The 23,179-nt window shown below is 57.5% G+C and carries 22 protein-coding genes; 12 read left to right on the top strand and 10 right to left on the bottom strand.

The features are described from left to right. Positions 1 to 3: 3 nt before the first annotated feature. Together rdgB and rph are read right to left on the bottom strand one after the other, a co-directional pair. A complete protein-coding gene (gene rdgB / locus E8M78_RS15545) occupies positions 4 to 648 on the bottom strand; it encodes an RdgB/HAM1 family non-canonical purine NTP pyrophosphatase (RefSeq protein WP_137135848.1) in 645 nt (214 codons plus the stop codon). 14 nt (positions 649 to 662) lie between these two features. Further along, positions 663 to 1,379 carry a ribonuclease PH gene (gene rph / locus E8M78_RS15540; RefSeq protein ID WP_062555173.1) on the bottom strand — a complete coding sequence of 239 codons (717 nt, stop codon included), beginning with the start codon at positions 1,377 to 1,379 and terminating at the stop codon, positions 663 to 665. A gap of 176 nt (positions 1,380 to 1,555) precedes the next feature. Between rph and hrcA the strand changes: the two genes are divergently transcribed. Then, positions 1,556 to 2,650, top strand: coding sequence for a heat-inducible transcriptional repressor HrcA (hrcA, locus tag E8M78_RS15535; protein ID WP_062555174.1), 1,095 nt, complete (start codon positions 1,556 to 1,558; stop codon positions 2,648 to 2,650). A gap of 91 nt (positions 2,651 to 2,741) precedes the next feature. After that, positions 2,742 to 3,380, top strand: a complete 639-nt coding sequence (grpE, locus tag E8M78_RS15530; protein ID WP_137135847.1) for a nucleotide exchange factor GrpE — start codon at positions 2,742 to 2,744, stop codon at positions 3,378 to 3,380. A gap of 83 nt (positions 3,381 to 3,463) precedes the next feature. Here the strand turns inward: grpE and ptsN are convergent, their stop codons facing one another. The 6 genes from ptsN to lptC form a co-directional block, all read right to left on the bottom strand. Continuing rightward, positions 3,464 to 3,925: a PTS IIA-like nitrogen regulatory protein PtsN gene (ptsN, locus tag E8M78_RS15525; RefSeq protein WP_062555473.1), complete on the bottom strand. Its 462-nt coding sequence runs from the start codon at positions 3,923 to 3,925 to the stop codon at positions 3,464 to 3,466. Positions 3,926 to 3,984: 59 nt separating this feature from the next. Then, complete coding sequence (gene raiA, locus E8M78_RS15520; protein WP_137135846.1) at positions 3,985 to 4,557, bottom strand: ribosome-associated translation inhibitor RaiA; 573 nt, start codon at positions 4,555 to 4,557, stop codon at positions 3,985 to 3,987. Between the two features lie 301 nt (positions 4,558 to 4,858). After that, positions 4,859 to 6,412, bottom strand: a complete 1,554-nt coding sequence (rpoN, locus tag E8M78_RS15515) for an RNA polymerase factor sigma-54 (protein WP_137135845.1) — start codon at positions 6,410 to 6,412, stop codon at positions 4,859 to 4,861. Between the two features lie 152 nt (positions 6,413 to 6,564). Beyond that, a complete protein-coding gene (gene lptB, locus E8M78_RS15510; protein ID WP_137135844.1) occupies positions 6,565 to 7,356 on the bottom strand; it encodes an LPS export ABC transporter ATP-binding protein in 792 nt (263 codons plus the stop codon). A 16-nt stretch (positions 7,357 to 7,372) separates the two neighbouring features. Next, the gene (locus E8M78_RS15505) at positions 7,373 to 7,951 is read right to left on the bottom strand and encodes an LptA/OstA family protein (RefSeq protein ID WP_137135843.1); all 579 of its coding nucleotides are present in this window, start codon (positions 7,949 to 7,951) and stop codon (positions 7,373 to 7,375) included. After that, positions 7,948 to 8,631, bottom strand: a complete 684-nt coding sequence (gene lptC, locus E8M78_RS15500; protein WP_137135842.1) for an LPS export ABC transporter periplasmic protein LptC — start codon at positions 8,629 to 8,631, stop codon at positions 7,948 to 7,950. Before lptC ends, E8M78_RS15505 begins: the two co-directional genes overlap by 4 nt. 193 nt (positions 8,632 to 8,824) lie before the next feature. On the opposite strand from lptC, the gene sppA reads away from it, so the two are divergent. The 3 genes from sppA (at position 8,825) to E8M78_RS15485 (ending at position 10,614) form a co-directional block, all read left to right on the top strand. Continuing rightward, on the top strand, positions 8,825 to 9,769 hold the full coding sequence (gene sppA / locus E8M78_RS15495) for a signal peptide peptidase SppA (protein ID WP_137135841.1): 945 nt from the start codon (positions 8,825 to 8,827) through the stop codon (positions 9,767 to 9,769). A 27-nt stretch (positions 9,770 to 9,796) separates the two neighbouring features. After that, the gene (locus E8M78_RS15490; RefSeq protein ID WP_062555182.1) at positions 9,797 to 10,102 is read left to right on the top strand and encodes an integration host factor subunit beta; all 306 of its coding nucleotides are present in this window, start codon (positions 9,797 to 9,799) and stop codon (positions 10,100 to 10,102) included. A gap of 167 nt (positions 10,103 to 10,269) precedes the next feature. Continuing rightward, positions 10,270 to 10,614, top strand: coding sequence for a hypothetical protein (locus E8M78_RS15485; protein WP_062555183.1), 345 nt, complete (start codon positions 10,270 to 10,272; stop codon positions 10,612 to 10,614). A gap of 4 nt (positions 10,615 to 10,618) precedes the next feature. Here E8M78_RS15485 and E8M78_RS15480 read toward each other — a convergent pair whose 3' ends face one another. Beyond that, positions 10,619 to 11,077 (bottom strand): carbon monoxide dehydrogenase subunit G, encoded by a 459-nt coding sequence (locus E8M78_RS15480; protein WP_137135840.1) that lies wholly within the window; start codon positions 11,075 to 11,077, stop codon positions 10,619 to 10,621. 131 nt (positions 11,078 to 11,208) lie between these two features. Between E8M78_RS15480 and E8M78_RS15475 the strand changes: the two genes are divergently transcribed. From E8M78_RS15475 to E8M78_RS15455, 5 genes are all read left to right on the top strand, one after another. Next, entirely contained in the window at positions 11,209 to 12,345 is a 1,137-nt protein-coding gene (locus E8M78_RS15475; protein ID WP_246658326.1) for a class I SAM-dependent methyltransferase, read from the top strand. Continuing rightward, complete coding sequence (locus E8M78_RS15470; protein ID WP_137135839.1) at positions 12,342 to 13,199, top strand: RNA methyltransferase; 858 nt, start codon at positions 12,342 to 12,344, stop codon at positions 13,197 to 13,199. The genes E8M78_RS15475 and E8M78_RS15470 overlap by 4 nt, the downstream gene beginning before the upstream one ends. Continuing rightward, positions 13,196 to 13,696, top strand: a complete 501-nt coding sequence (gene lspA, locus E8M78_RS15465; RefSeq protein WP_137135838.1) for a signal peptidase II — start codon at positions 13,196 to 13,198, stop codon at positions 13,694 to 13,696. Before E8M78_RS15470 ends, lspA begins: the two co-directional genes overlap by 4 nt. Positions 13,697 to 13,831: 135 nt before the next feature. Beyond that, the gene (locus tag E8M78_RS15460) at positions 13,832 to 15,754 is read left to right on the top strand and encodes an ATP-binding protein (protein WP_170973429.1); all 1,923 of its coding nucleotides are present in this window, start codon (positions 13,832 to 13,834) and stop codon (positions 15,752 to 15,754) included. A gap of 132 nt (positions 15,755 to 15,886) precedes the next feature. Further along, entirely contained in the window at positions 15,887 to 16,759 is an 873-nt protein-coding gene (locus E8M78_RS15455; protein WP_137135836.1) for a GNAT family N-acetyltransferase, read from the top strand. 55 nt (positions 16,760 to 16,814) lie between these two features. Here the strand turns inward: E8M78_RS15455 and E8M78_RS15450 are convergent, their stop codons facing one another. Beyond that, the gene (locus tag E8M78_RS15450; protein ID WP_137135835.1) at positions 16,815 to 19,115 is read right to left on the bottom strand and encodes an NADP-dependent malic enzyme; all 2,301 of its coding nucleotides are present in this window, start codon (positions 19,113 to 19,115) and stop codon (positions 16,815 to 16,817) included. A 193-nt stretch (positions 19,116 to 19,308) separates the two neighbouring features. On the opposite strand from E8M78_RS15450, the gene mutS reads away from it, so the two are divergent. After that, positions 19,309 to 21,954: a DNA mismatch repair protein MutS gene (mutS, locus tag E8M78_RS15445; RefSeq protein ID WP_137135958.1), complete on the top strand. Its 2,646-nt coding sequence runs from the start codon at positions 19,309 to 19,311 to the stop codon at positions 21,952 to 21,954. Between the two features lie 74 nt (positions 21,955 to 22,028). Then, positions 22,029 to 23,045, top strand: a complete 1,017-nt coding sequence (locus E8M78_RS15440) for an AraC family transcriptional regulator (RefSeq protein ID WP_137135834.1) — start codon at positions 22,029 to 22,031, stop codon at positions 23,043 to 23,045. Positions 23,046 to 23,179 lie beyond the last annotated feature (134 nt).

Here is a 23,179-nt window from a genome sequence, read left to right as displayed (position 1 = left end):
GGCTTATACGTCCAGGCAGGTTTCGACAAAAATCTTGAAGGCGCGGGCGCGGTGCGACAGCGCTTGCATATCGCCGGGCTTCCAGCCGTGTTTTTCTTCGGCGCTCATTTCGCCAAAAGTGGTGGAATAGCCGGATGGTTGAAAGATCGGATCGTAGCCAAAACCCTGCGTGCCGCGGGGAGCAGGCGCAATCACGCCTTCCACTTCGCCACGGAAGAGCTCTGTATGTCCGTCCGGCCACGCAAGGCACAAAACGCTGACGAACCGGGCAGTACGCTGTTGCTCAACCGTCGCACCGCGCTCCTGCAGCGCATCCTCCACCCTGCGCATGGCCATGGCGAAATCGCGCGTTCCATCGGCGGTCTCCGCCCAATTGGCGGTATAGACGCCTGGCGCCCCGTCCAGAGCATCGATCACCAGACCGGAATCGTCAGACAGCGCAGGCAATCCGGAAGCCTTGGCAGAGGCCAAAGCCTTGATCGTTGCGTTTTCTTCAAACGTCGTTCCGGTTTCATCCGGCTCGATGAAATTGAGTTCGGCTGCAGACTTTGCGGCAAAGCCGAAGGGGCCGATCAGATCCGCAATCTCGCGGATCTTTCCGGCATTGTGGCTGGCAACGACAATGGTGCGGGTGTCGAGTTTGCGCATCGGTCTGACCTCGCTCAGGCAATGGCCTGCTTCTGAAGCGCAACCAGTTCGGCAGTGCCCGCAGCGGCCAGATCGAGAAGGCCCAGAAGTTCGTCGCGTGTAAACGGTTTGCCTTCAGCGGTGCCTTGCACCTCCACAATTCCACCGGAACCCGTCATGACGAAGTTCGCATCTGTCTCAGCGGCCGAATCCTCAAGGTAGTCCAGGTCGATGACAGACTGTCCGGCGAAGATACCGCAAGAGATCGCCGCGACGTGGTCTTTGAGAACGCGCTCCAGCTTGATCATGTTGCGGGCCTCCATCCACTTCAGGCAGTCGTGCAGCGCAATCCAGCCGCCGGTGATGGCTGCAGTCCGGGTGCCGCCATCAGCCTGGATGACATCGCAATCGACCGTGATCTGCTTTTCGCCGAGCGCTTCCAGATCGATGACAGCTCGCAGCGAGCGCCCGATCAATCGCTGGATTTCCTGGGTGCGTCCACCCTGCTTTCCGGCAGCCGCCTCACGCTTCATGCGGTCGCCCGTGGCACGGGGCAGCATTCCATATTCAGCCGTCACCCAACCCTTGCCCGAGTTGCGAAGCCACGGCGGCGTCTTTTCTTCGAGGCTTGCTGTGCACAGCACGTGCGTATCGCCAAACTTGACGAGGCATGAGCCTTCCGCATGCTTGGACACATTGCGTTCAAAGCTGACCTTGCGCATCTGGTCGGTTTTTCTGCCTGAGGGCCGCATCGTTCTCTCCTGAAGTTCTTAAGACGCCTCTTAGAACCCCGGGCAAGGCTTTGCAAAGGAAAACCCATGGAAGATTAGCATTGTTGCGGTCAATGGCTGTCAAAAATCCTTTGGCGATTGCTTGATCCGCATTATATTCGCTTCAGGATAGTCAACAGCCAGGTGAAATGCGACAGATGGATCTTCAGCCAACGCGGGGCAGGGACACCACTTCGGTGCTTGACGAGCGATCGCGCGAGATCTTCCGGCGTATCGTCGAAAGCTATCTGGAAACGGGCGAGCCGCTCGGCTCGCGCAATCTCGCGCGCCTTTTGCCGATCTCCCTCTCTCCGGCCTCCGTTCGCAACGTGATGAGCGACCTCGAGGAGTTGGGGCTTATCTATGCCCCGCACATCAGTGCCGGTCGCTTGCCGACCCAGATCGGCCTTCGTTTCTTCGTTGATGCCTTCATGCAGGTCGGCGATCTTTCCGTTGAAGACCGCGCCAGCATCGAGCGCCAAATCCGTGCCAGCGACCGCGATCAGCCGATGGAAAATCTGATGACGGAAGCATCTCTGATGCTTTCTGGTGTTTCCCGCGGGGCTGGGATCGTAATTACGGCGAAAAGCGATCCTGTGCTGAAACATGTCGAGTTCATCCGATTGGAACCGACAAAGGCACTGGCCATTCTCGTTGGCGATCATAATCAGGTTGAAAATCGTATCATCGATCTGCCAGCCGGTGTGACCTCATCGCAGTTGACGGAAGCTGCCAATTTCCTCAACGCGCATCTGAGCGGACAGACCCTACCGGAATTGCGCGGTCAGCTTCGCACCCTGAAGCAGCGCGTCCAGACGGAACTCGATACCTTGTCCCGTGATCTGGTGGAAAGAGGTCTTGCTGTCTGGGCAGGCGACAACGAGGAAGGAAAGCCCTCGCGCCTCATCGTGCGCGGCCGCGCCAATCTTCTGGAGGGCTTGGCCGGCGCAGAGGATCTGGATCGTCTGCGCATGCTTTTCGATGATCTCGAAAAGAAGGACAGTCTTCTGGAAATTCTCGATCTTGCGGAAAGCGGCCCCGGTGTCCGTATCTTCATTGGCTCGGAGAACAAGCTGTTCTCCCTCTCCGGTTCCTCGCTGGTGGTTGCTCCCTACCGCGACGAGGAGGATCGCATCGTTGGTGCTGTCGGCGTGATTGGTCCGACCCGGCTGAACTATTCGCGCATTGTGCCAATGGTGGATTACACGGCGCAACTGTTGACACGGCTCAGCCGAAACCCCCGCGCCCAGTAAATCCGTCCCGATATGTGTAGAAGCCTTGATTTTTCGGGCTCGAACCTCGATATCGGGCTCACTTTCAGACAAACCATTGATGGAGTACGTCATGACCGACGAGACGAAGAAACCCGGACCTGACGCGGAAGAAAATCAGGATGCCGCAGCAGCAACTGCCGCATCGGCCTTTGCGGAAAATGGTTCGGAAGCCCCGGCTGAGCAGCAGCCAGATCCTCTGGAAGCGCTTCGGGCGGAGAACAACGAGATTCGCGACCGTTTCCTGCGCCTCGCAGCAGAGATGGATAATCTTCGCCGCCGCACCGAGCGCGATGTGAAGGACGCCAAGTCCTACGCCGTAACCGCCTTCGCGCGTGACATGCTGGCCGTGTCTGACAATCTGCGACGGGCGTTGGACTCAATCCCTGCCGAAACGCGCGAAGCGGGTGATGCCGGCCTCAAGGCCTTGATCGAAGGCGTCGATATGACAGAGCGCGCAATGCTCACGGCACTTGAGCGTCACGGTGTACGCAAGATCGATGCCGAAGGTCAGAAATTCGATCCGAACTTCCATCAGGCCATGTTTGAAGTGCCAAATCCGGCTGTTCCCAACAATACGGTCGTACAGGTCGTGCAGGCGGGTTACGTGATCGGCGAGCGCGTTCTTCGTCCTGCCATGGTCGGTGTTGCAAAAGGTGGCCCGAAGGTTGAAGCATCTGCCGCGGCCGAGGCGACTGCTGACAAGGCGTAATCAACGCAGGCATTTATGATCAAGCAAAAAGGTCCGCTTCCGACAGAGGCGGACCTTCTTGTTTCCAAGGCGATGGAAGTGGATCAGGCAGCGTTCGCCTGTTCCTGATTCAGAAATGCATAAATGGCTGACGCTGAATCGGTGGCGCGCAGCTTTGCCACAAGATCGTGATCTCTCAGCACGCGGGCAATCCGCGAAAGTGCCTTGAGATGGTCTGCTCCAGCGCCTTCGGGCGCCAGAAGCAGGAAAACCAGATCGACCGGTTCATCATCCAGTGCTTCGAAATCCACCGGGGTTTCAAGCCGGGCAAATAATCCCGTGATTGCCCCAATACTGCCAAGCTTGCCGTGCGGAATGGCGATGCCGTGGCCGACACCGGTCGAACCAAGTCGCTCACGCTGCAGGATGACATCGAATATCTCGCGCTCTGGAAGTCCCGTCAGCTTTGCAGCCTTGACGGCGAGTTCCTGGAGCAGCTGTTTCTTGGAATTGACCTTGAGCGCAGGAATAATTGCATCTTGCTGCAGCAGATCTGCCAACGCCATTCTTTCCATCCTTCTGCCCCCGCTGGGGGGTATGGGAGTGCCGAAGCACTCCCTTCAGGCTATCCTTTGATACTGGCGGCGTCGATCCAGCCAATATTGCCGTCGTTGCGGCGGTACACAATGTTCAACTGTTTCCCAGGGTTCCTGAAAAACAGAACGGGTTCGTCTGTCATGTCGAGCGCCATGACGGCGCTTGCGACGGTCATTGTCTTCAGAGGCTTGGAGCTTTCTGCCACGATCGTGGGAGAAAAGTCATCCGGAACCTCGTCCTCCTCTTCCGACACCGCGTCCATCACCGTGTAGGCGATTTCTGCATAGCCGTTCTGGGTTGCTCCAGCATGGTGGTCGCGAAGCTTGCGCTTGTAGCGGCGCAGGCGCTTTTCAATCCGTTCCGACGCTGCATCGAAGCTAACCTGCGGATCGTTGGCTTCACCTGTGGCATGCAGCACGATGCCAGTGTCCAGGTGCACCTTGCAGTCCGAGGTATATCGGGATCCGGATTTCTCCACGATCACCTGACCCGAATATCCTCCGTCGAAGTATTTTGTAACCGCCTCCCCGATATGGCCCTCGATCCGCTGTCTGAACGAATCGCCGATTTCCATATGCTTTCCGGATACACGCACACTCATGGAATTCCTTCCTTCTTGTCGTGACTTGCACATGGCAGTCTACGCCAAGCGGCTCCCTCATCCAAGCGTCTCTGCTGATACTTCGCCGATTTGATAACGATAGGCCTGATCGACCGTTAAACGCGGCTCCCGCCGTCCTTTCTCATTCGTGCGGCGGGCTTCTAACGGTCGATTTCAGGAAAGTCAACGGCGCTATGTGAGCACAAGATGCTTTAAGCCAAGGTTCATCTTGGTTGTGATTCGCGTCTGATGTACTGATTCGCTCACGTTCACGCGGGCCCGAAGGTGGGGTACGTCCAGCTCAACAGGCCGCAATTTTGGCCAGAGCCCGCTTCTCGCGCCGTCTTTGGACTGAGCTCGGAATGTTCATGGATTCCCGATATTTGGCCACGGTCCTTCGTGCCAATTCGACACCAGATTTCTTCAGGATGGCGACGATATCGTCGTCGGACAGGACCGCTTCCGCAGCCTCCTGCGCGATCATCTGGCGAATGCGATGACGCACGGCTTCAGCGGAATGATTGTCTCCACCTTCAGCAGAGTTGATGGAAACTGTGAAAAAATATTTGAGCTCGAAAAGCCCGCGCGGGGTCAGCATATATTTATTCGATGTGACCCGGCTCACAGTTGACTCGTGCATTTTGATGGCTTCGGCCACCGTCTTCAGGTTCAGCGGACGAAGATGATCGACCCCGTGCAGCAAGAAAGCATCTTGCTGGCGGACGATCTCAGAGGCCACTTTCATGATCGTCTTGGCGCGCTGGTCCAGGCTACGTGTCAACCAGTTTGCATTCTGGAGGCACTCGGAGAGGAAATTCGCATCTTCACCCGGTCTGGATGCCTTTTTGGAAATCGACTGAAAATAGGTCTGGTTGACGAGCACCCTCGGCAAAGTGTCGGGGTTCAGTTCGACAAGCCAGCTTCCGTCAGTCCCGGCACGCACCACTACATCAGGAAGGATGGCCTCATAGCCCCCATTCTCAAAGCTGCTGCCGGGACGCGGATTGAGCGCCCGGATCTCTGCAAGCATGTCGATGAGATCCTCGTCATCCACTCCGCAGAGGCGCCGTAGCGACGCAAAATCACGTTTGGCCAGAAGTTCGAGATTTCCTAGCAGTGCCTGCATCGCGGGATCCAGCCGATCCTTCTGGGTGAGCTGGATTGAGAGACATTCGTTGAGCGAGCGTGCATAAACTCCCGGTGGGTCGAGGGATTGCAAGGACTTCAGGATAGCATCAACCTGCGCTGGCGATGTGCCAAGGCGCTCCGCGACCTCTGTCGTATCGCCCTGAAGATAGCCATTCTCATCGAGAAGGTCTGTCAGGTGCTGAGCGATGAGCCGGTCTCTTTCCTGATGCAGCAGAAAGGGGATTTGCTGGGAAAGATGGTCCCGCAAGGAAACAGTGCCTGCAACGAAATCCTCCAGATCATATCCCTCGCCAGCCTCTCCACCGGGCATGGACTTCCATTGACCCATCAGTTCAGGTGCATCCGGCCGACGCTCGGCTACATCATCAGGAAAGACATTTTCGAAATTTGCGTCGAGGCGCTCGTTGAGTTGTCCATGATCGCTCGAACCGGAATCGAACCAGTCCGCATCCCCATCGACGGAGGTGGAGTGTACGCTATCTTCGTTGGCACTCGTCTCTGGTGCCTCGAAATTCTCGAAACTGTCATTGCTTGCTTCTCCATCAGATGGGGAGAATTCGAGCAGAGGATTCTTTTCGACTTCCTGCGCAATGAAATGGTTGAGTTCGAGGTGTGTCATCTGAAGCAACTGGATGGACTGCATCAGTTGCGGAGTCATGACCAGAGATTGAGCTTGGCGCAGCAACAGGCTGGTAGATAAAGCCATAACGGACGCTGAACTCCCTACAAAACCTCTCCGATCTCCCACTTGCATAGAAATTGGGAGATGATGAGACCAACTGGCCCAAAAATTGCTTTTTTAGAAGGTTTGGTCAAGCATGGAGGCGGCTTGATGTAAAGATTCTCGTCAGCTTGCGGTTAAAGATGGAATTTGTCGCCAAGATACAGACGTCGAACATCAGCATTGTTGACGATATCGTCCGCCCGTCCATGCGTCAAAACTTCACCGGCATGAATGATGTAGGCGCGGTCAATGAGGCCCAGCGTTTCACGGACATTGTGGTCGGTGATCAAAACGCCAATGCCACGTGCCGTCAGATGCCGTACAAGATTCTGGATATCGGACACCGAAATCGGATCGACGCCCGCAAATGGTTCGTCCAGCAGCATGAATGCCGGGTCAGTCGCTAATGCACGGGCAATTTCAAGGCGACGGCGTTCACCGCCCGAGAGTGCCACTGCCGGAGCTTTTCGCAATCGGCTGATGTGGAATTCCTCCAGCAGTTCGTCGAGCTTGCGCTCCCGCTTCTGCCGGTCACGCTCGTGCACTTCAAGCACGGCGCGAATGTTTTCCTCGACCGTCAGTCCACGAAAAATCGATGCTTCCTGCGGCAGGTAGCCAACACCCAAGCGAGCCCGACGATACATTGGCATGCGGGTGACATCATTGCCATTGATGGCGATCATGCCCTCATCGACTCCGACGAGCCCGGTGATCATGTAGAAGCAGGTTGTCTTGCCCGCACCATTCGGACCGAGAAGCCCGACGGCTTCACCGCGTCGCACAATCAGCGAAACGCCGTTCACAACACGTCGCGTGTCATAGGTCTTAGACAGGCTATGCGCGATCAGCGTGCCTTCATAGCGAACCTTGTCCTTCGGGTCGAAACCCTCGGGCGCAGACGCCTTGGAGCGGGAAAAGAGAGACATGGAGTCGGGAAACGCCTTACTGTTGTGGCTTGGATTTTGGATCGAGGAGGATCTGGATCCGCTTGCCACAGTTATCGAGCTTGGCTTCACCGGAATCGACGCGCACCACGAGCTTGCACCCGGTCAACACGTTCGGGCCATCCGTCAGTACGACCTGCTTGCCCGTAAGGGTCAGCATCTGTGAAGCCATGTCGTACTCGCCCTGATCGCCGGTTGCCGTCTGCTGGCCGGAGTTCAGAACGACCTTGCCGTCGATGAAGATCTTGTCGATATCCTGCTTGCCGGATGCGGCACCCGAGCCGCCCGAAGAGCCGCCCGCCGGATCACCCTTGTATAGGACGACCATTTTCATGGCCTTCATCGTCGTCGTGCCTTGCACCACTTCGACATTGCCGGTGAAGTAGGCCTTCTTCTCATTGTCCTTGATCTCAAGCTGGTCGCTCTGGATTTGGATCGGCTTGTCATTGGACAGCTTCATGCCGTCCATCTGCTTGGAGGTGGACTGTGCGAAAGCGTTGCCGGTCAGGCCTGCGAGAGCAATGCCAGCGATCAGCCAAGAGGTAAGACGAAAAGAAGATGAACGGCAAGGTGTCATTGGGCCGGGCTCTGGTTGTCTTGTTGCTTGAGAGCGGAGCCCGTCAGGTTGACCTGGACCTGCCCCGTGAACGTGATTGTCTTGCCGTTATCCGATATCTTCATCGACTTCGCAACAATGGCGGCGTCGTTTGTTTTGATATTGACCGGGTCCACCGATTCCATGAAGCCGCCGGGAATATCCAGACGTGCCGATTGGAAATTCGCAGTGATGCCGTTGCTGAGGTTGACCTCGAATGGAGCCGTCATATTCATCCGATCGGCCGAGCGATCGAAGACGCCCGCGGTTGCAACGACACGGGCGATAACGTCGCCGCTCATCGGCATCGCCGCCTTCACATTCTCCAGTGAAAGCATGTTCGGGTCGGTCACATCCTGAAGCGCTCTCGTCGCGGTCAACGAATAGCTGATGCCCCTTTCGTTACGACCAGCGATCGCCGGGCTTTCCATGACGATTTTGCCATTTTCGATGCGTGCGCTCTGAACGGTGAGATTCTCTGGCAGGTAAGACCGGATGAAAGTGATGCCGATGAAGATTGCGGAAATCGCTAGTGCAGCAACCGGCAGCAGGACACGCAGCCGCTTCACGCGACGTGAATGCGCCAAGGCAGCCTGATAGGCGCCAGTGGCTGCTCCGTCTTTGCGGGGAGCTTCGGGATTTGATGCAAGCTTTTGCAGCATGGAAACCTTTTGATACCGTGTCGGTCGGAGGTCGTACACTGACGCACCGTCGGACCCACCACATCGTCTCCCAATATGGCTTTTATCCATCAAGAAACAATAACGGTCGACACAAATTCGTGTATTGAAGAATCTTATTCCGGTGATGATGGCAAATAAGTCATCTACAGACGCCTTAATGAAGGGATTTCTAATGGATCAGTCGGCGATCGCGGACCGTCGTCAACTTCGACGCAAGCTCACTTTCTGGCGGATCGCTGCGGCTTTGCTGCTGGTGGCTATCGGGTTCTCGCTCTACAGCGTAGCCAGCGGAGAGGGTTCGGCACGGCCGCATGTGGCGCGGGTCGAGATCGACGGCATGATCACCGATGACGACGAACTGATCGAAAGGCTTGAAACGATCCGCAAGACCGCACAGGTTAAGGCATTGGTTGTGTCAATCTCGTCACCCGGCGGAACCACTTTCGGCGGCGAGCGGATCTTCAAGGCCATTCGTGCCGTCGCGGCTGAAAAGCCGGTGGTTTCCGACGTTCGCACTTTGGCCGCCTCGGCGGGCTACATGATTGCTTCCGCAGGCGACACCATTGTTGCGGGCGAGAGTTCCATTACCGGTTCCATCGGTGTCATCTTCCAGTATCCGCAGATCCAGAATCTTCTCGAAAAGCTCGGTGTGTCTCTGGAAGAGATCAAGTCTGCTCCCATGAAGGCTGAGCCATCGCCATTCCACGCTCCGCCGGAGGAGGCAAAGGCGATGATCAGAAGCATGATCATGGATAGCTATGACTGGTTCGTGGATCTGGTGGCAGACCGACGCAAGCTTCCAAGGGAGGAGGTTCTCAAGCTCGCCAACGGCGCCATCTTTACAGGGCGGCAGGCCTTGAAAGCAAAGCTTGTCGATACTCTTGGCGGCACGCCGGAAATTCGTGCCTACCTTGCCACGCGCGGCGTCTCCAAGGATCTGCCGATCATTGAATGGAAGGAGCGCAAGGAGACCGGTTATCTGGGGCTCGGTGCTTTTGTACCTTATATCGCTGCAGCCCTTGGCTTCGACCCGGATCTATCAAACAGCCGCAGCCTTCTCGGGTCCAAGTTGTTCCTTGACGGTCTTGTTTCCGTTTGGCAGGTTGGTAAGGATTGAAAATCCAGAATTTTTCAGGGGGAAGTCGTGATTAAATCCGAACTGGTGCAGATTGTTGCGGCCCGCAATCCGCATCTCTACCACCGTGATGTCGAGAATATCGTCAATGCCGTTCTGGATGAAATCACCGACGCCCTGGCCGCCGGAAACCGCGTCGAGCTTCGCGGCTTCGGTGCCTTCTCCGTCAAGAATCGTCCGGCTCGCTCCGGACGCAATCCGCGCACCGGCGATACGGTTTTCGTAGAAGAAAAATGGGTACCGTTTTTCAAGACTGGCAAAGAGCTGCGCGAACGCCTGAATCCTGATCTGGTGGATGAAGAAGACGAAGACTGACCTGCCCTTGTCGGGGTTGGCCTGTCTTGAAACCAACCATTTGAACACTAATCTCTGGTCTCGAAGAGGCGGTGCAAATCGAACCGTCTCAACCCTCCTTGAGCAGGGCGAAAATCACGTCATCAAGGCAGCAACCCTTAGTCCAGGCACGTTATCGGGAGCACGTCATGAACCGAGTCCGCAAGATCGTCAGCCTCGTGATTTTTGTGCCGCTGGCCATCATGCTGATCGTGCTCTGCGTCGCCAATCGCGAGCCGGTACGGCTGGCGCTTAACCCGTTTCAGCCTTCCGATACGGTTCTCTCTGTGACGGGTCCGCTTTTCCTCATGCTCTTTCTGGCTTTGCTGGTGGGCATGCTGATCGGCGCTGTCGGTACATGGTTTGCACAAGGCAAGTACCGCAAGCAGGCCCGGCTGGAGGCGCGAGCCGCCATCGCTCGAGAAAAGCAGACAGGTTCTGCACCTGCGAAACCTTCAACAAACGCTGTCGCTTTGCCCGGCTCCAGGATGTGAGCAGTTACAGACTGGTTTCCGCCGGTGTCGTCAACACCGCGTTGAAGTCTGCAAAGAATTGCTGCGCAAGTTTCTGGGATGTCGACCCGATCAGTCGCGATCCCAGTTGCGCAAGCTTGCCGCCGACCTGCGCATCTGCCTTGTAGCGCAGGATCGTATCTACACCGTCCTCTTCCAGCACAACATCGGCATGGCCCTTCGCAAACCCGGCGATCCCACCTTTGCCTTCGCCGGAAATGCGATAGCTCTCAGGTGCGTTGATGTCGGACAGCGTGACCTCACCGTTGAAGCTGGCAGAAACGGGGCCGATCTTCAGTTTCACGGTGGCCGCCAGTTCGGTTGGTGATTTCTGCTCCAGGGTTTGGCAACCTGGAATGCATTGGCGAAGGATATCTGGATTGTTGAGAGCAGCCCACACGATGTCACGCGGTGCAGCAATACGTTCTTCTCCACTGATCTCCATGCGACCCTCCCAAGCCAGCATCCAACACACTCATATTAGCTTCCTTTGTCGCAGAAGGGAAAGCGCTTTGCCAAGAGCAATGCCGATGCTATTTGCTGCGCAAACAGTTTGATCACAGCGGAAGACCTCTCTTGAACAAGAAACCGCAGCGACCGGATCGGTCCACGCAGAAGAATTCGCAAGACCGCGGGCAAAAACGGACATCGGGCGTGAAGCCTGGGGCCGGAGGATCGCCGGCATCGAAGTCGGCAAGGGCTGATCATCCGCAACGCAAGGCTCAGCGGGACAATGTAAAACCTGAAGGCGTTGCCGTTCCGGTGGCCGAAACGCGTCCGCTCATCAAGCGCAAAGGCGAACTGCCCCGCGAGCGCGTGCCGGTCATTCTGGAATCCACCGGGGCGGGGGACTTTTACCTGATCGATAGTGGAGCGGGTCTCAAGCTGGAACAATATGGCCCTTACCGGATCGTTCGACCGGAAGCACAGGCGCTTTGGCAGCCTGGCCTTTCGGTGAATGTCTGGGAGAATGTCGACGCCGTCTTTACCGGGGATACCGACGAAGACGGCATGGGACGCTGGCGATTTCCAAAGGCGGCCCTGGGTGAAACATGGCCGATGTCTCTCCTGGACGTCGATTTTCTCGGTCGCTTCACGTCATTCCGTCACGTCGGGGTCTTTCCGGAACAGATCGTTCACTGGTCCTGGGTCAAGGAGCAGGCGGAAAAGGCGGATCGCCCCATTAAGGTCCTGAACCTTTTCGGTTATACCGGCGTCGCCTCTCTGGTTGCCGCTGCTGCCGGCGCCGAAGTGACGCATGTCGATGCCTCGAAGAAGGCAATCGGCTGGGCGCGGGAAAACCAGGCGCTGGCCCGGCTGGAACGTGCGCCGATCCGCTGGATCTGCGAGGATGCCATGAAGTTCATCCTTCGTGAGGAGCGTCGCGGCAATCATTATGACATCATCCTCGCTGACCCGCCGAAATTCGGCCGTGGTCCCAATGGCGAGGTTTTTCATCTGTTCGAGCAATTGCCGCTGATGCTGGATGTCTGCCGTGAAATTCTGTCGCCGAAGGCAATCGGACTTGTGCTGACGGCCTACTCCATCCGCGCCAGTTTCTATTCCATCCATGAATTGATGCGCGAAACGATGCGCGGCGCAGGCGGCGCGGTGGAATCGGGAGAGCTTGTCATTCGTGAGGCGGGTCTTAATGGGAAAGAACCGGCTCGGGCCTTGTCTACGTCCTTGTTTAGCCGGTGGGTGCGTCAATGAGTGATGAATATCGTAAGCCCGGCGCGCGGCGTGTCGGTCAGGTCAAGGAAGTCACCAGCCTGACGAACCCGATCGTCAAGGATATCAAGGGACTGACCTCCAAAAAGGAGCGTGAAGAAAGCGGAACCTTTTTGGCTGAAGGCCTCAAGCTGATCATTGATGCGGTCGAGCTGGGATGGGAAATCCGTACCCTGGTGTATGCGAAGGCTGCGAAGGGAAAGCCGCTGGTCGAACAGGTTGCAGCTAGAACGGTTGCGCGTGGCGGTCTGGTTCTGGAGGTCAGCGAGAAGGTCCTGTCCAGCATTACGCGGCGCGACAATCCGCAAATGGTGGTTGGCGTCTTCGAGCAGCAGTGGAAAAACCTGGGTCATCTGTCGCTTGAAAAAGGGCAGACCTTCGTTGCCCTCGATCGCGTGCGCGACCCCGGCAATCTGGGGACCATCATTCGCACCGCCGATGCGGCCGGTGCATCTGGCGTTATCCTCGTCGGTGACTGCACGGATCCATTCTCGCTGGAAACGGTCCGCGCCACGATGGGATCTGTCTTTGCCATGCCGGTCTATCGCGCAAGTGCGGACGAATTCGTGGGCTGGGCAAAACAGTCAGGTGGTCAGATCGTGGCCACTCACCTGGCCGGCTCTGTCGACTACCGCACCATAGATTATGCGAAAAAGCCGACCATTCTGTTGATGGGGAATGAGCAGAGCGGTCTTCCCGAGCCATTGGCAAAGGCGGCCGACCGGCTTGCACGCATCCCGCAGGCAGGTCGGGCCGATTCGCTCAACCTCGCTGTGGCAACAGCGGTCATGCTGTACGAAGCGCGCCGAACCTTTCTGAGCCTGGAGGCACGATGACTGTAGCGGACCTGAAACCGACCCTTTTCTCGCGTCCGGCACCGATCTTTGCCTTCATCATTCTGGCGGTTCTGGCCGACCAGATCATAAAGATCGCCGTTGAAGCCTATCTGCCCTTGCAGCAGGCCGTGCATGTCATTCCTCATCTGGCTCTCTATCGCACCTACAATCTGGGTGTGGCGTTTTCGATGCTGGATCATCTCGATGGCTGGTTCATCGTCACCATGCGGCTTGGCATCGTGGCCTTTGTGATCTGGCTTTGGCGGCGAACACCGAGTGATCGATTTTTCGCTCATACCGGCTTTGCGTTGATCATCGCCGGCGCGATCGGGAACATCATGGACCGTTTCATTTACGGACATGTCGTCGACTATATTCTGTTCTATACCGAGACATGGTCATTTGCAGTCTTCAATCTCGCAGACAGCTTCATTACAGTGGGGGCAGGTTGCGTGATCCTGGACGAGCTTTTGCACAGTCGCAAAAAGGCGAATTGAGCGGTTCGATCCTCGTAATCGTAAATCTATCGGAAGTAATCGCGTGATAAGGTGCCGCCAATGCGCAACCTCGCCGACCTTCATGAGAGACTGCGATCAACCTTCAGTCGGGCAAAACCGGCCGGGGAGGATGGCTTGTTGCCGCAGGCTGGGCAACCTGGCGATCAGGATTTCGTAGACGCCGGTCCGCGCGCCTTCCTGGAAAGCCAGGAGCTTCTGTCTGCGCTCGCAGTTGTTCGCAGTATCGACGGTGTCGTGCTGGCAGCGAACAGCACGTTCCTAAAGATTCTCGGCGCCGAGGCGCCGGAAGGTCGTACGCTTGAAGATCTGGGCTTGCCACTGTCCGAGCAGCCTCTGGCTTCCCCGCGCGACATCGAGATATCCATACAGCACGAAGTACGTGTTTTGAGCTGGCAGGATGTGCTTGTCCGCGATTCCGTCAGCGGGGAGTATCTTGTGTTCGGAACTGCGCGGGATGTGACGGAGGACCTCCGTCTTGAACAAGCCCGCGAAGAGGCACGTCTTCATGCGGAAGAAGCAAGCCGTGCAAAAAGTCGGCAACTGGCGACCGTCGTTCACGAATTGCGGACGCCCCTGAATGGTATTCTCGGTATGAGCCATCTGCTCCAGCAGACGGGACTTACCCCGGAACAGAGAAACTATATTGCGGGCATTTCCCAGGCCGGTTCTGCCCTTGCGCAGCTGGTTGACGATCTTCTTGACTTCTCGACGATCGAAGCGGGTCGGTTTCGTCTCAACAGCCGAGCTGAAAACATCCGGCAGCTTCTGGAAAGCGTTGTCGAGATGCTTGCGCCACGCGCGCATCAGAAAGGCATTGAGCTGGGCGCAACCGTCGCCTTCGATGTGCCCAACCTCATGGATTTCGATCCGGCGCGCCTGCGACAGGTCCTGTTCAATGTCATCGGCAACGCAGTCAAATTCACGAAGGTCGGCGGCGTTCTCGTCCGTGTCCGCCTGAATGGTCGCGCAATGATCATTACTGTCGCAGACACTGGCCCCGGTATGTCTGCTGAAGCGCGCGCGAGAATCTTCGAGGAATTCGAACAGGTGGGAACCGCAGCAGAGCGGAGCGGCGGCACCGGTCTCGGTCTGTCGATCTCATCGCGCATCCTTCGCGAATTCGGCGGTCGCTTGTCGGTTGAGAGCGAGGAGGGTGTGGGCACCACGTTCACGATCGAGCTGCCCGCCATTTCGGCGGACATGAATGCTGGTGGTAATGATCGCATGTTGCTGCTTCGGTCATCGCATGTGCTTCTTCTGGCGCCGGACGGCCCAGCAGCCCAGGCAATCATTTCGACCATAGAGACCCTTGGCGGTCGGTGCCGACATGCGGCATCCGCCGAAGAAGCCGAATGGACAATCGCCAATCTCACGCGCAAGAACCTCGCCTTTACCGATATGATCGTCGACCATCGCGTGCCTGGAGTTGATCTTCTCGGCCCCGTTGCCCAGAAAATTCGGCGTATCCTTCTCGTCAGCCCGGAGGAACGCAGCAGTCAGCGCTGGGATGCCTACGACGCCTGGTTGATCCGCCCGTTGCGCGAGCAGTCGCTGGTCGATGTCCTTCGCGGTCGCCTTGGCGGTATGGCTGGGCGAATGAGCGTTGAAGTGGTGCCGTCTACGGAAGGCAAGCGTTTGGAGACCGGATTGTCCGTGCTGCTGGCGGAGGATGACCCGGTGTCTGCCATGATGGTAGGGGCAATCCTGCGCAAGGCGGGCTGCATCGTGCACCATGTCACAGATCTGGAGGGACTGCGGCAGGCCGCGCTTATGGACAGGCATACCGACCTCATCATTTCCGATCTGCATATGCCGGGTGGGGATCTTGCCGATGTTCTGCCCCTCATTGGGAAACGAGCAGCATCCAATGGCGAACACGCGCCTGTTCTCGTGCTTTCTGGCGAGACGGATCCGCTGATTTGTGAGCGCGTGATCGCGAGTGGTGCAAGTTGTGTTTTGCAAAAGCCGATTGACCCACGGCGTCTGCTCGCGGAAATCGATACCGTACTGCGACGTACCGGACGCAAGCCGATCTAGGATGGTCAACGGTGAATGCCACTTTATGGTGTGCATGATCCATTATATCTACAATTAGTTATGTCACTTTCCTGTCGCAGAAGGGTGCTTTATGGAGTTCGGGATTGGCTCCAGCTGCTGGAACGGGGAAATATGAGTATCGATCTGCTCAATCGTGAAGTCGCACCTGCAACGGCTATGAAGCCTGCAACGTCGCTGCTGCCTGCGGATGTGTTTGGCCGTATTGGCAGCATGGAAACACGGCTTGCGCGCAATTCTCAGGAAATCCAGGCAGCACAATCTATCCGTTACAGGGTCTTCGTCGAAGAGATGGGCGCGACCCTTTCTCCGGAAGCAATGAATCTCAAGCGTGATTTCGATATCTACGATGATTTTTGCGACCATCTTCTCGTCGTCGATACGGCCCTGACCGGTGAGCCGGAGGAGCAGATCGTTGGCACGTATCGCCTTCTGCGGCAGGATGTAGCCCTTGCCAATGGTGGGTTCTATTCTGCGAGCGAGTATGAGATTGCTCCGCTTCTTGCACGTCACCCGAGCAAGCGTTTCATGGAGCTCGGTCGCTCCTGCGTCTTGCCGCATTACCGCACCAAGCGTACTGTAGAACTTCTATGGCAGGGCAATTGGGCCTATGCTCTGCGACACAGCATCCATGCTATGTTCGGCTGCGCATCCTTTCCCGGCACCAGCCCGGAAAGCCATGCACTGGCCTTGTCATTTCTGCATCATTCTGTTGGTGCCAAAGGCGAATGGGCAGTGTCCGCCCGTGAAGAACTGTTCAACACCATGGATTTGATGCCGCAGGAAGCGATCAACGCGAAGCATGCGCTGATGTCCATGCCGCCCTTGATCAAGGGTTATCTGAGATTGGGTGCCATGGTTGGCAATGGCGCTGTTGTTGATGAGGCATTCAACACAACGGATGTGCTGATTGTCCTGCCGATCGAATCGATCTCCGGTCGCTATATCAACTACTACGGTGCCGATGCTGGTCGCTTCGGCGGCTGATCACAAGAATATTGGCATGAAAGCCCGGCGGAGTGTTTCCGCCGGGCTTTCTCATTCAGCTGCCTGCATTGTAGGCTGCGATGGCCGCCATGTTGACGATATCGGCATCCTTCGCACCCATGGATGTGATCTGAACCGACTTGTCGAGCCCGACGAGGAGTGGCCCGATGAGCGTCGAGCCGCCCAGTTCTTCCAGCATGCGCGTGGATATGGATGCCGAGTGAATGGCGGGCATGACCAGAACATTGGCGGTGCCGGATAGCCGGTTAAAGGGGTATTGCTCCATCCGGGCTGCGTTGAGAGCGACGTCTGCTGCCATTTCTCCATCATACTCGAAATTCACACGCCGCTGATCGAGGATCGCCACGGCCTCACGCACACGCTCGGAACGTTCTCCCCTGGGCTGCCCGAAGGTAGAATAGGCAAGCATCGCAACGCGTGGTTCGTAGCCCATCCGCCGTGCCAGACGGGCGGCCTCGCAGGCAATATCCGCGAGATCCTGCGCGCTTGGCATGTCGTGAACGGCGGTATCCGCCACGAAAACGGTTCGCCCGCGCGAAACCACGATCGAAACGCCAATCACCTTGTGGCCCGGCTTCGGATCGATACACCGCCGCACATCGGAGAGGGCCGTCGCATAGTTTCGCGTCGTTCCCGTCACCATGGCATCCGCATCACCAAGTGCCACCATGCACGCAGCGAAGTGGTTTCGGTCATTGTGGATCAGGCGCTGTACGTCACGCTGCAGATAGCCCTCGCGCTGCAGTCGGGCATAAAGGTAATCAATATAGGCCTCGACGCGGTTTGAAATACGGGCGTTCACGATTTCGATGCCGGGACGGTCAAGCTCGATGCCGGCGCGCTCTGCCGTCGAGCGGATCACATCGTCGCGCCCGAGTAAGATGGCGGTGCCGAGCCCCTGATTGATGAAGGACACGGCAGCACGCATGACCTGCTCTTCTTCAGCCTCTGCGAAGACCACCCGCTTGGGGCTGCGGCGCACCTGCGCGTAGATGTTCTGCGTGGTCGCGGCAATCGGATCGCGGCGGGCCGAAAGCTCCCGGCCATAAGCATCCAGATCCTCGATCACGCGGCGGGCCACGCCGCTTTCAATCGCAGCCTTGGCAACCGCAACCGGGATGGCGGAAATCAGGCGGGGATCGAAGGGTACAGGAATGATGTATTGGGATCCGAAGCGTGGGCGAATGCCCTGATAAGCGGCAGCCACGTCGTCCGGCACGTCTTCTCGGGCAAGGTTTGCAAGCGCTTCTGCCGCCGCGATCTTCATCGCATCGTTGATTTGACGTGCACGAACATCCAGCGCGCCGCGGAAGATGTAGGGAAAGCCAAGTACGTTATTCACCTGGTTCGGGTAGTCGGAGCGACCGGTCGCCATGATGGCGTCGTCGCGAATACGGGCCACTTCTTCCGGCGTGATTTCCGGGTCCGGGTTTGCCATGGCGAAAATGATCGGTCGGTCGGCCATGGACCGGATCATCTCTTCGGTGAAGGCACCCTTCTGGGACAGACCGAAAACCACATCGGCGCCTTTCATGGCTTCTTCCAGCGTGCGCCGGTCGGTTTTCACCGCATGTGCGCTCTTCCATTGGTTCATACCCTCGGTACGACCCTGATAGATCACGCCCTTCGTATCGCAGAGAATAATGTTCTCTGGGTTGAAGCCCATGGATTTGATGAGTTCGATGCAGGCGATTGCCGCCGCACCCGCGCCGTTGCACACGAGCTTCGTGGTCTTCAGGTCGCGACCTGTCAGTTCCAGCGCATTGATCAGGCCAGCGGCGGCGATGATCGCCGTGCCGTGCTGATCGTCGTGGAAAACCGGAATATCCATAAGCTCGCGCAGGCGGCTCTCGATGATGAAGCATTCCGGTGCCTTGATATCCTCAAGGTTGATGCCGCCGAACGAGGGGCCGAGATAGCGAACGCAATTGATGAATTCGTCGACGTTTTCCGTATCGACTTCCAGGTCAATGGAATCGACATCGGCGAAGCGCTTGAAGAGAACGGATTTGCCTTCCATCACCGGCTTCGAGGCCAATGCACCCAGATTGCCAAGACCAAGGATCGCCGTACCGTTGGAGATGACGGCCACCATGTTGCCGCGCGTGGTATAGTCGTAGGCTGCTGCCGGATCGGCAGCGATTGCCTTGACCGGAACCGCCACGCCCGGTGAGTAGGCGAGGGACAGATCCCGCTGCGTCGCCATTGGCTTTGTCGGAACGATCTCGAGTTTGCCAGGGCGGCCTTCCGAGTGAAAATCAAGCGCCTCCTTTTCGGTCACGCTCGGACGGGAGCGTTTCCCACCATTCTTGGGATGATTTTCCTTGGGCGCCATGTTTCCTCCAGCATCCTGTGGGCATCCGTTCTGTTTCGGATGCGCGATATTGTGTTCCCGCGGTCATAATCGATAGAGTTACGGATTAGCCTGCGCAACAAAAAATGGCTGGACGATCTTGCTGACCTTCACTTCAGACGTGCTGAATACAACTGAGCTTGCCTCTCCGGAAAGCCGTGCTTCCGCAACGCCCATGATGGAGCAATATATCGAGATCAAGGCGAATAACCCGGATTCGCTGCTGTTCTATCGCATGGGCGATTTCTACGAGCTGTTCTTTGAAGACGCGGTCGAAGCCTCGCGCGCTCTGGGAATTACGCTCACCAAGCGTGGCCAGCATCTGGGTCAGGATATCCCCATGTGCGGCGTGCCCATCCATGCGGCGGATGATTACCTGCAGAAACTGATCGCGCTCGGCTTTCGAGTGGCGGTTTGCGAGCAGGTGGAAGACCCGGCGGAAGCCAAGAAGCGGGGTTCCAAGTCTGTCGTCAAGCGCGATGTCGTGCGTCTGGTCACCCCCGGCACGCTGACGGAAGACAAGCTGCTTTCTCCGTCTGAATCCAATTATTTGATGGCGCTCGCCCGCATCAAGGGCGGTTCGGAGGCACAGCTGGCGCTTGCCTGGATCGATATCTCCACCGGCGTTTTCCGGTTGGCGGAAACGACGCAGCTCAGGCTTCTGGCAGACATTCTGCGTATTGAACCGCGCGAATTGATCGTCGCCGACAGCGTTTTCCACGACGAAGAATTGAAGCCCACCTTCGATGTGCTGGGAAGGGTTGTCGTGCCGCAACCGGCGGTCCTCTTCGACAGTGCCACGGCGGAAGGCCGCATTACGCGCTATTTCGGTGTCGGCACGCTGGATGGTTTCGGCACTTTCTCGCGGGCTGAACTCGCTGCTGCCGCCGCCGCTGTGGCCTATGTGGAGAAGACGCAGATTGCCGAACGCCCGCCCCTCAACCCGCCCGAGCGGGAAAGCGGCGCCTCCACGCTCTTTATTGACCCAGCAACCCGTGCCAATCTGGAGCTTACCCGCACCTTGGCGGGAGATCGCGACGGCTCGCTTCTGAAAGCCATCGACCGTACGGTCACCGGCGGCGGTGCGCGCCTTCTGGCGGAGCGGTTGATGTCGCCGCTGACCGACCCGGACGAGATCAATCGACGCCTCGATAGCGTCGCCTTTCTGATCGACGAGCCATCTCTTTGTGGAGATCTTCGCACCTCGCTGAAGCATGTGCCGGATATGCCGCGTGCGCTCTCTCGCCTTGCGCTGGATCGTGGCGGCCCGAGGGATCTCGGTGCAATCCGCCAAGGCTTGGCGGCCGCTCGTCAGGTGGCTGATTTTCTCGGGCGAGCATTGTTGCCGGAGGAGCTTTCTACGGCGCTCAAGGATCTGTCAGCACTTCCCCGTTTTGTGGAAGACGAGATGGATCGTGTGCTGGGCGATGACCTGCCGCTTTTAAAGCGCGATGGCGGGTTTGTGCGCGACGGCGCCCATGGCGAACTGGATGAGGTGAGGGCGCTACGCGACCAGTCACGTCGCGTCATAGCGGGACTGCAACTGCACTATGCCGAAGAAACCGGCATCAAGTCACTCAAGATCAAGCACAACAATGTGCTGGGCTACTTTATTGAGGTCACGGCGGGCAATGCCGGACCAATGACCGATACGCCTGAAGCCAAGGCCCGTTTCATTCATCGCCAGACCATGGCAAACGCCATGCGTTTCACGACGACGGAATTGGCCGATCTGGAAAGCCGCATTGCCAATGCGGCGGATCGGGCGCTGACCATAGAACTGGAAGCCTTCGATCGCCTGACGGCTATGGTGCTTGCCCATGCCGAAGTCATCAAGGCGGGAGCACGGGCGCTGTCTGTCGTCGATGTCGCGGCAGCTCTTGGGCTTCTGGCGGAGGAATGGAACTATTGCCGACCAGAGGTGGATGCCTCCCGCCAGTTTTGCATTATCGGTGGACGCCATCCGGTGGTCGAGCAGGCGCTGCGCCGCCAGTCTTCTGGCTCGTTCATCGCTAATGATTGCGATCTTTCGCCCCAGAAAACAGGCGGATTCGGTGCTCTCTGGTTGCTGACTGGCCCCAACATGGGCGGCAAATCGACCTTCCTGCGACAGAACGCTGTCATCGCCATTCTCGCCCAGATGGGTTCCTTCGTGCCCGCCACCAAGGCCCAGATCGGTGTCGTCGATCGCCTGTTTTCCCGCGTCGGCGCATCTGACGATCTGGCGCGTGGCCGATCCACTTTTATGGTGGAAATGGTCGAGACGGCAGCGATTCTGAATCAGGCGACGGATCGTAGCCTTGTCATTCTCGATGAAATCGGGCGAGGCACGGCAACGTTCGATGGTCTCTCCATTGCCTGGGCAGCCGTCGAGCACCTGCATGAGGCCAACCGTTGCCGCGGGCTGTTTGCAACCCATTTCCATGAGTTGACGGTGTTGTCCGAAAAGCTCAACCGCCTCTCTAACGCCACCATGAAGGTGAAGGAATGGGATGGCGATGTCATTTTCCTGCACGAGGTGGGGCCAGGTGCAGCGGATCGATCCTATGGAATTCAGGTGGCCAAACTCGCAGGTCTGCCGGAGTCTGTTGTGGCGCGCGCCAGAGATGTTTTGAACAAGCTTGAGGATGCTGACCGCAAGAACCCGGCCAACCAGTTGATCGATGATTTGCCGCTGTTTCAGGTGGCGGTACGCAAGGAGCAGGAAAAGCGCGGCCCCTCGAAGCTGGAAGAGGCACTGAAGGCCATCAATCCAGACGATATGACACCGCGCGAGGCGCTGGATGCGCTTTATGCGCTGCGAAAACAGTTGGGAGCCTAAGGTGAGTGCCGTGACGGCGGTTCTCAATTCATGATAAGGCCGCCCTGGTTCAAAGAGATTGCTGAGGCGTTGCCGTGCTTTCCATTCCGTTGCCATTCATCGTTGGATTGGTCTTCGCGCTCACGCTGTATCGGAATCTGAAAGGCGTTGAGACGCCGGGTTCCAAGCGCTATTTCACCATTTTCCTTGTCGCCTATGCATTGCAGGGCATCATTATCGGCCTTCGTTTCGGCTACGGAGTAGACTGGTTGCATCTAATTCAGCCGGTAACGGCTGCTGCCATGCCGCCGCTTGCATACCTTGCCTTTCGCGCACTGGCCGCAGTGCCTGTCGCGCGAGCTTGGATGCATATATTGCCCTTCCTCGCGGCAGCCATGGCCGTCGCGTTCCTTCCGCAACTGACGGATGCGCTGCTGATGACCACCTTCGGGACCTATGGCGTGTTGCTCTATCGCTTTACGCTCAATGCCCCGGATGCCCTGGCTGAAGCGCCCTTGCAGCGCATGCTGCCGGCCCTGCGCGCAGCAAGGCTCTGCGCTGTCCTGCTATTGTTTTTTGGCGCAAGTGATGCGGGCCTTGCAATCTTTACATTGTTAAACGGCAATGAGGCTGTCCCCATGGTGGTGACAGCCATGAACTTGTTCGTGCTGGCGACTGTCACACTTTACATCGGATACCCCGATCTCTTTGGTCGGGACCCCGTCATTCCGGAGCCGACAAAGTTCTCAGCGTCCGACCAGGATCAGGCTTTCCTGCTTCGTATCCAAGAGGCTCTGGATGCCAAGGATCTCTACCGGCAGGAGGACTTAAGCCTTGCCAAGCTGGCGCGCCGCGTTGGTGCACCGGCAAGGGATGTCTCGGCAGCAATCAATCGTGCGACGGGTCTCAACGTATCGCAATTCGTCAACAATCGCCGGATACGAGAAGTGTGTCGGTTGCTGCAAGAGACAGATCAGCCGTTGACGACGATCATGCTTGACGCCGGTTTCGCGACGAAGTCCAACTTCAATCGCGAGTTTCGTCGGCTCATGGGAATGAGCCCCAGCGAGTGGCGCTCGAAGCTGCGTGCTTCGTCAATCAGTAAGACATGAGAAACCAAGGATTGGAAAATCGGTCCGGATGTGAAATCTATCCGCAGGACTGAAACGCTCTGGCAACACTGCCGCACCACTGTGCCGCAATGAGGCGTTACGTCTCAATCCGGTATCGACATGATGCGGTTGAG

Origin of the sequence: Rhizobium sp. FKY42 (assembly GCF_005222835.1) — a bacterium.
Classification (GTDB): domain Bacteria; phylum Pseudomonadota; class Alphaproteobacteria; order Rhizobiales; family Rhizobiaceae; genus Neorhizobium.
This window is presented reverse-complemented; position numbering and strand designations above follow the sequence as displayed.

Coding starts and splice junctions, on each gene's coding strand:
- rdgB (WP_137135848.1), bottom strand. CDS start 648: ATGCGCAAACTCGACACCCGCACCATTGTCGTTGCCAGCCACAATGCC.
- rph (WP_062555173.1), bottom strand. CDS start 1,379: ATGCGGCCCTCAGGCAGAAAAACCGACCAGATGCGCAAGGTCAGCTTT.
- hrcA (WP_062555174.1), top strand. CDS start 1,556: ATGGATCTTCAGCCAACGCGGGGCAGGGACACCACTTCGGTGCTTGAC.
- grpE (WP_137135847.1), top strand. CDS start 2,742: ATGACCGACGAGACGAAGAAACCCGGACCTGACGCGGAAGAAAATCAG.
- ptsN (WP_062555473.1), bottom strand. CDS start 3,925: ATGGCGTTGGCAGATCTGCTGCAGCAAGATGCAATTATTCCTGCGCTC.
- raiA (WP_137135846.1), bottom strand. CDS start 4,557: ATGAGTGTGCGTGTATCCGGAAAGCATATGGAAATCGGCGATTCGTTC.
- rpoN (WP_137135845.1), bottom strand. CDS start 6,412: ATGGCTTTATCTACCAGCCTGTTGCTGCGCCAAGCTCAATCTCTGGTC.
- lptB (WP_137135844.1), bottom strand. CDS start 7,356: ATGTCTCTCTTTTCCCGCTCCAAGGCGTCTGCGCCCGAGGGTTTCGAC.
- E8M78_RS15505 (WP_137135843.1), bottom strand. CDS start 7,951: ATGACACCTTGCCGTTCATCTTCTTTTCGTCTTACCTCTTGGCTGATC.
- lptC (WP_137135842.1), bottom strand. CDS start 8,631: ATGCTGCAAAAGCTTGCATCAAATCCCGAAGCTCCCCGCAAAGACGGA.
- sppA (WP_137135841.1), top strand. CDS start 8,825: ATGGATCAGTCGGCGATCGCGGACCGTCGTCAACTTCGACGCAAGCTC.
- E8M78_RS15485 (WP_062555183.1), top strand. CDS start 10,270: ATGAACCGAGTCCGCAAGATCGTCAGCCTCGTGATTTTTGTGCCGCTG.
- E8M78_RS15480 (WP_137135840.1), bottom strand. CDS start 11,077: ATGGAGATCAGTGGAGAAGAACGTATTGCTGCACCGCGTGACATCGTG.
- E8M78_RS15470 (WP_137135839.1), top strand. CDS start 12,342: ATGAGTGATGAATATCGTAAGCCCGGCGCGCGGCGTGTCGGTCAGGTC.
- lspA (WP_137135838.1), top strand. CDS start 13,196: ATGACTGTAGCGGACCTGAAACCGACCCTTTTCTCGCGTCCGGCACCG.
- E8M78_RS15455 (WP_137135836.1), top strand. CDS start 15,887: ATGAGTATCGATCTGCTCAATCGTGAAGTCGCACCTGCAACGGCTATG.
- E8M78_RS15450 (WP_137135835.1), bottom strand. CDS start 19,115: ATGGCGCCCAAGGAAAATCATCCCAAGAATGGTGGGAAACGCTCCCGT.
- mutS (WP_137135958.1), top strand. CDS start 19,309: ATGATGGAGCAATATATCGAGATCAAGGCGAATAACCCGGATTCGCTG.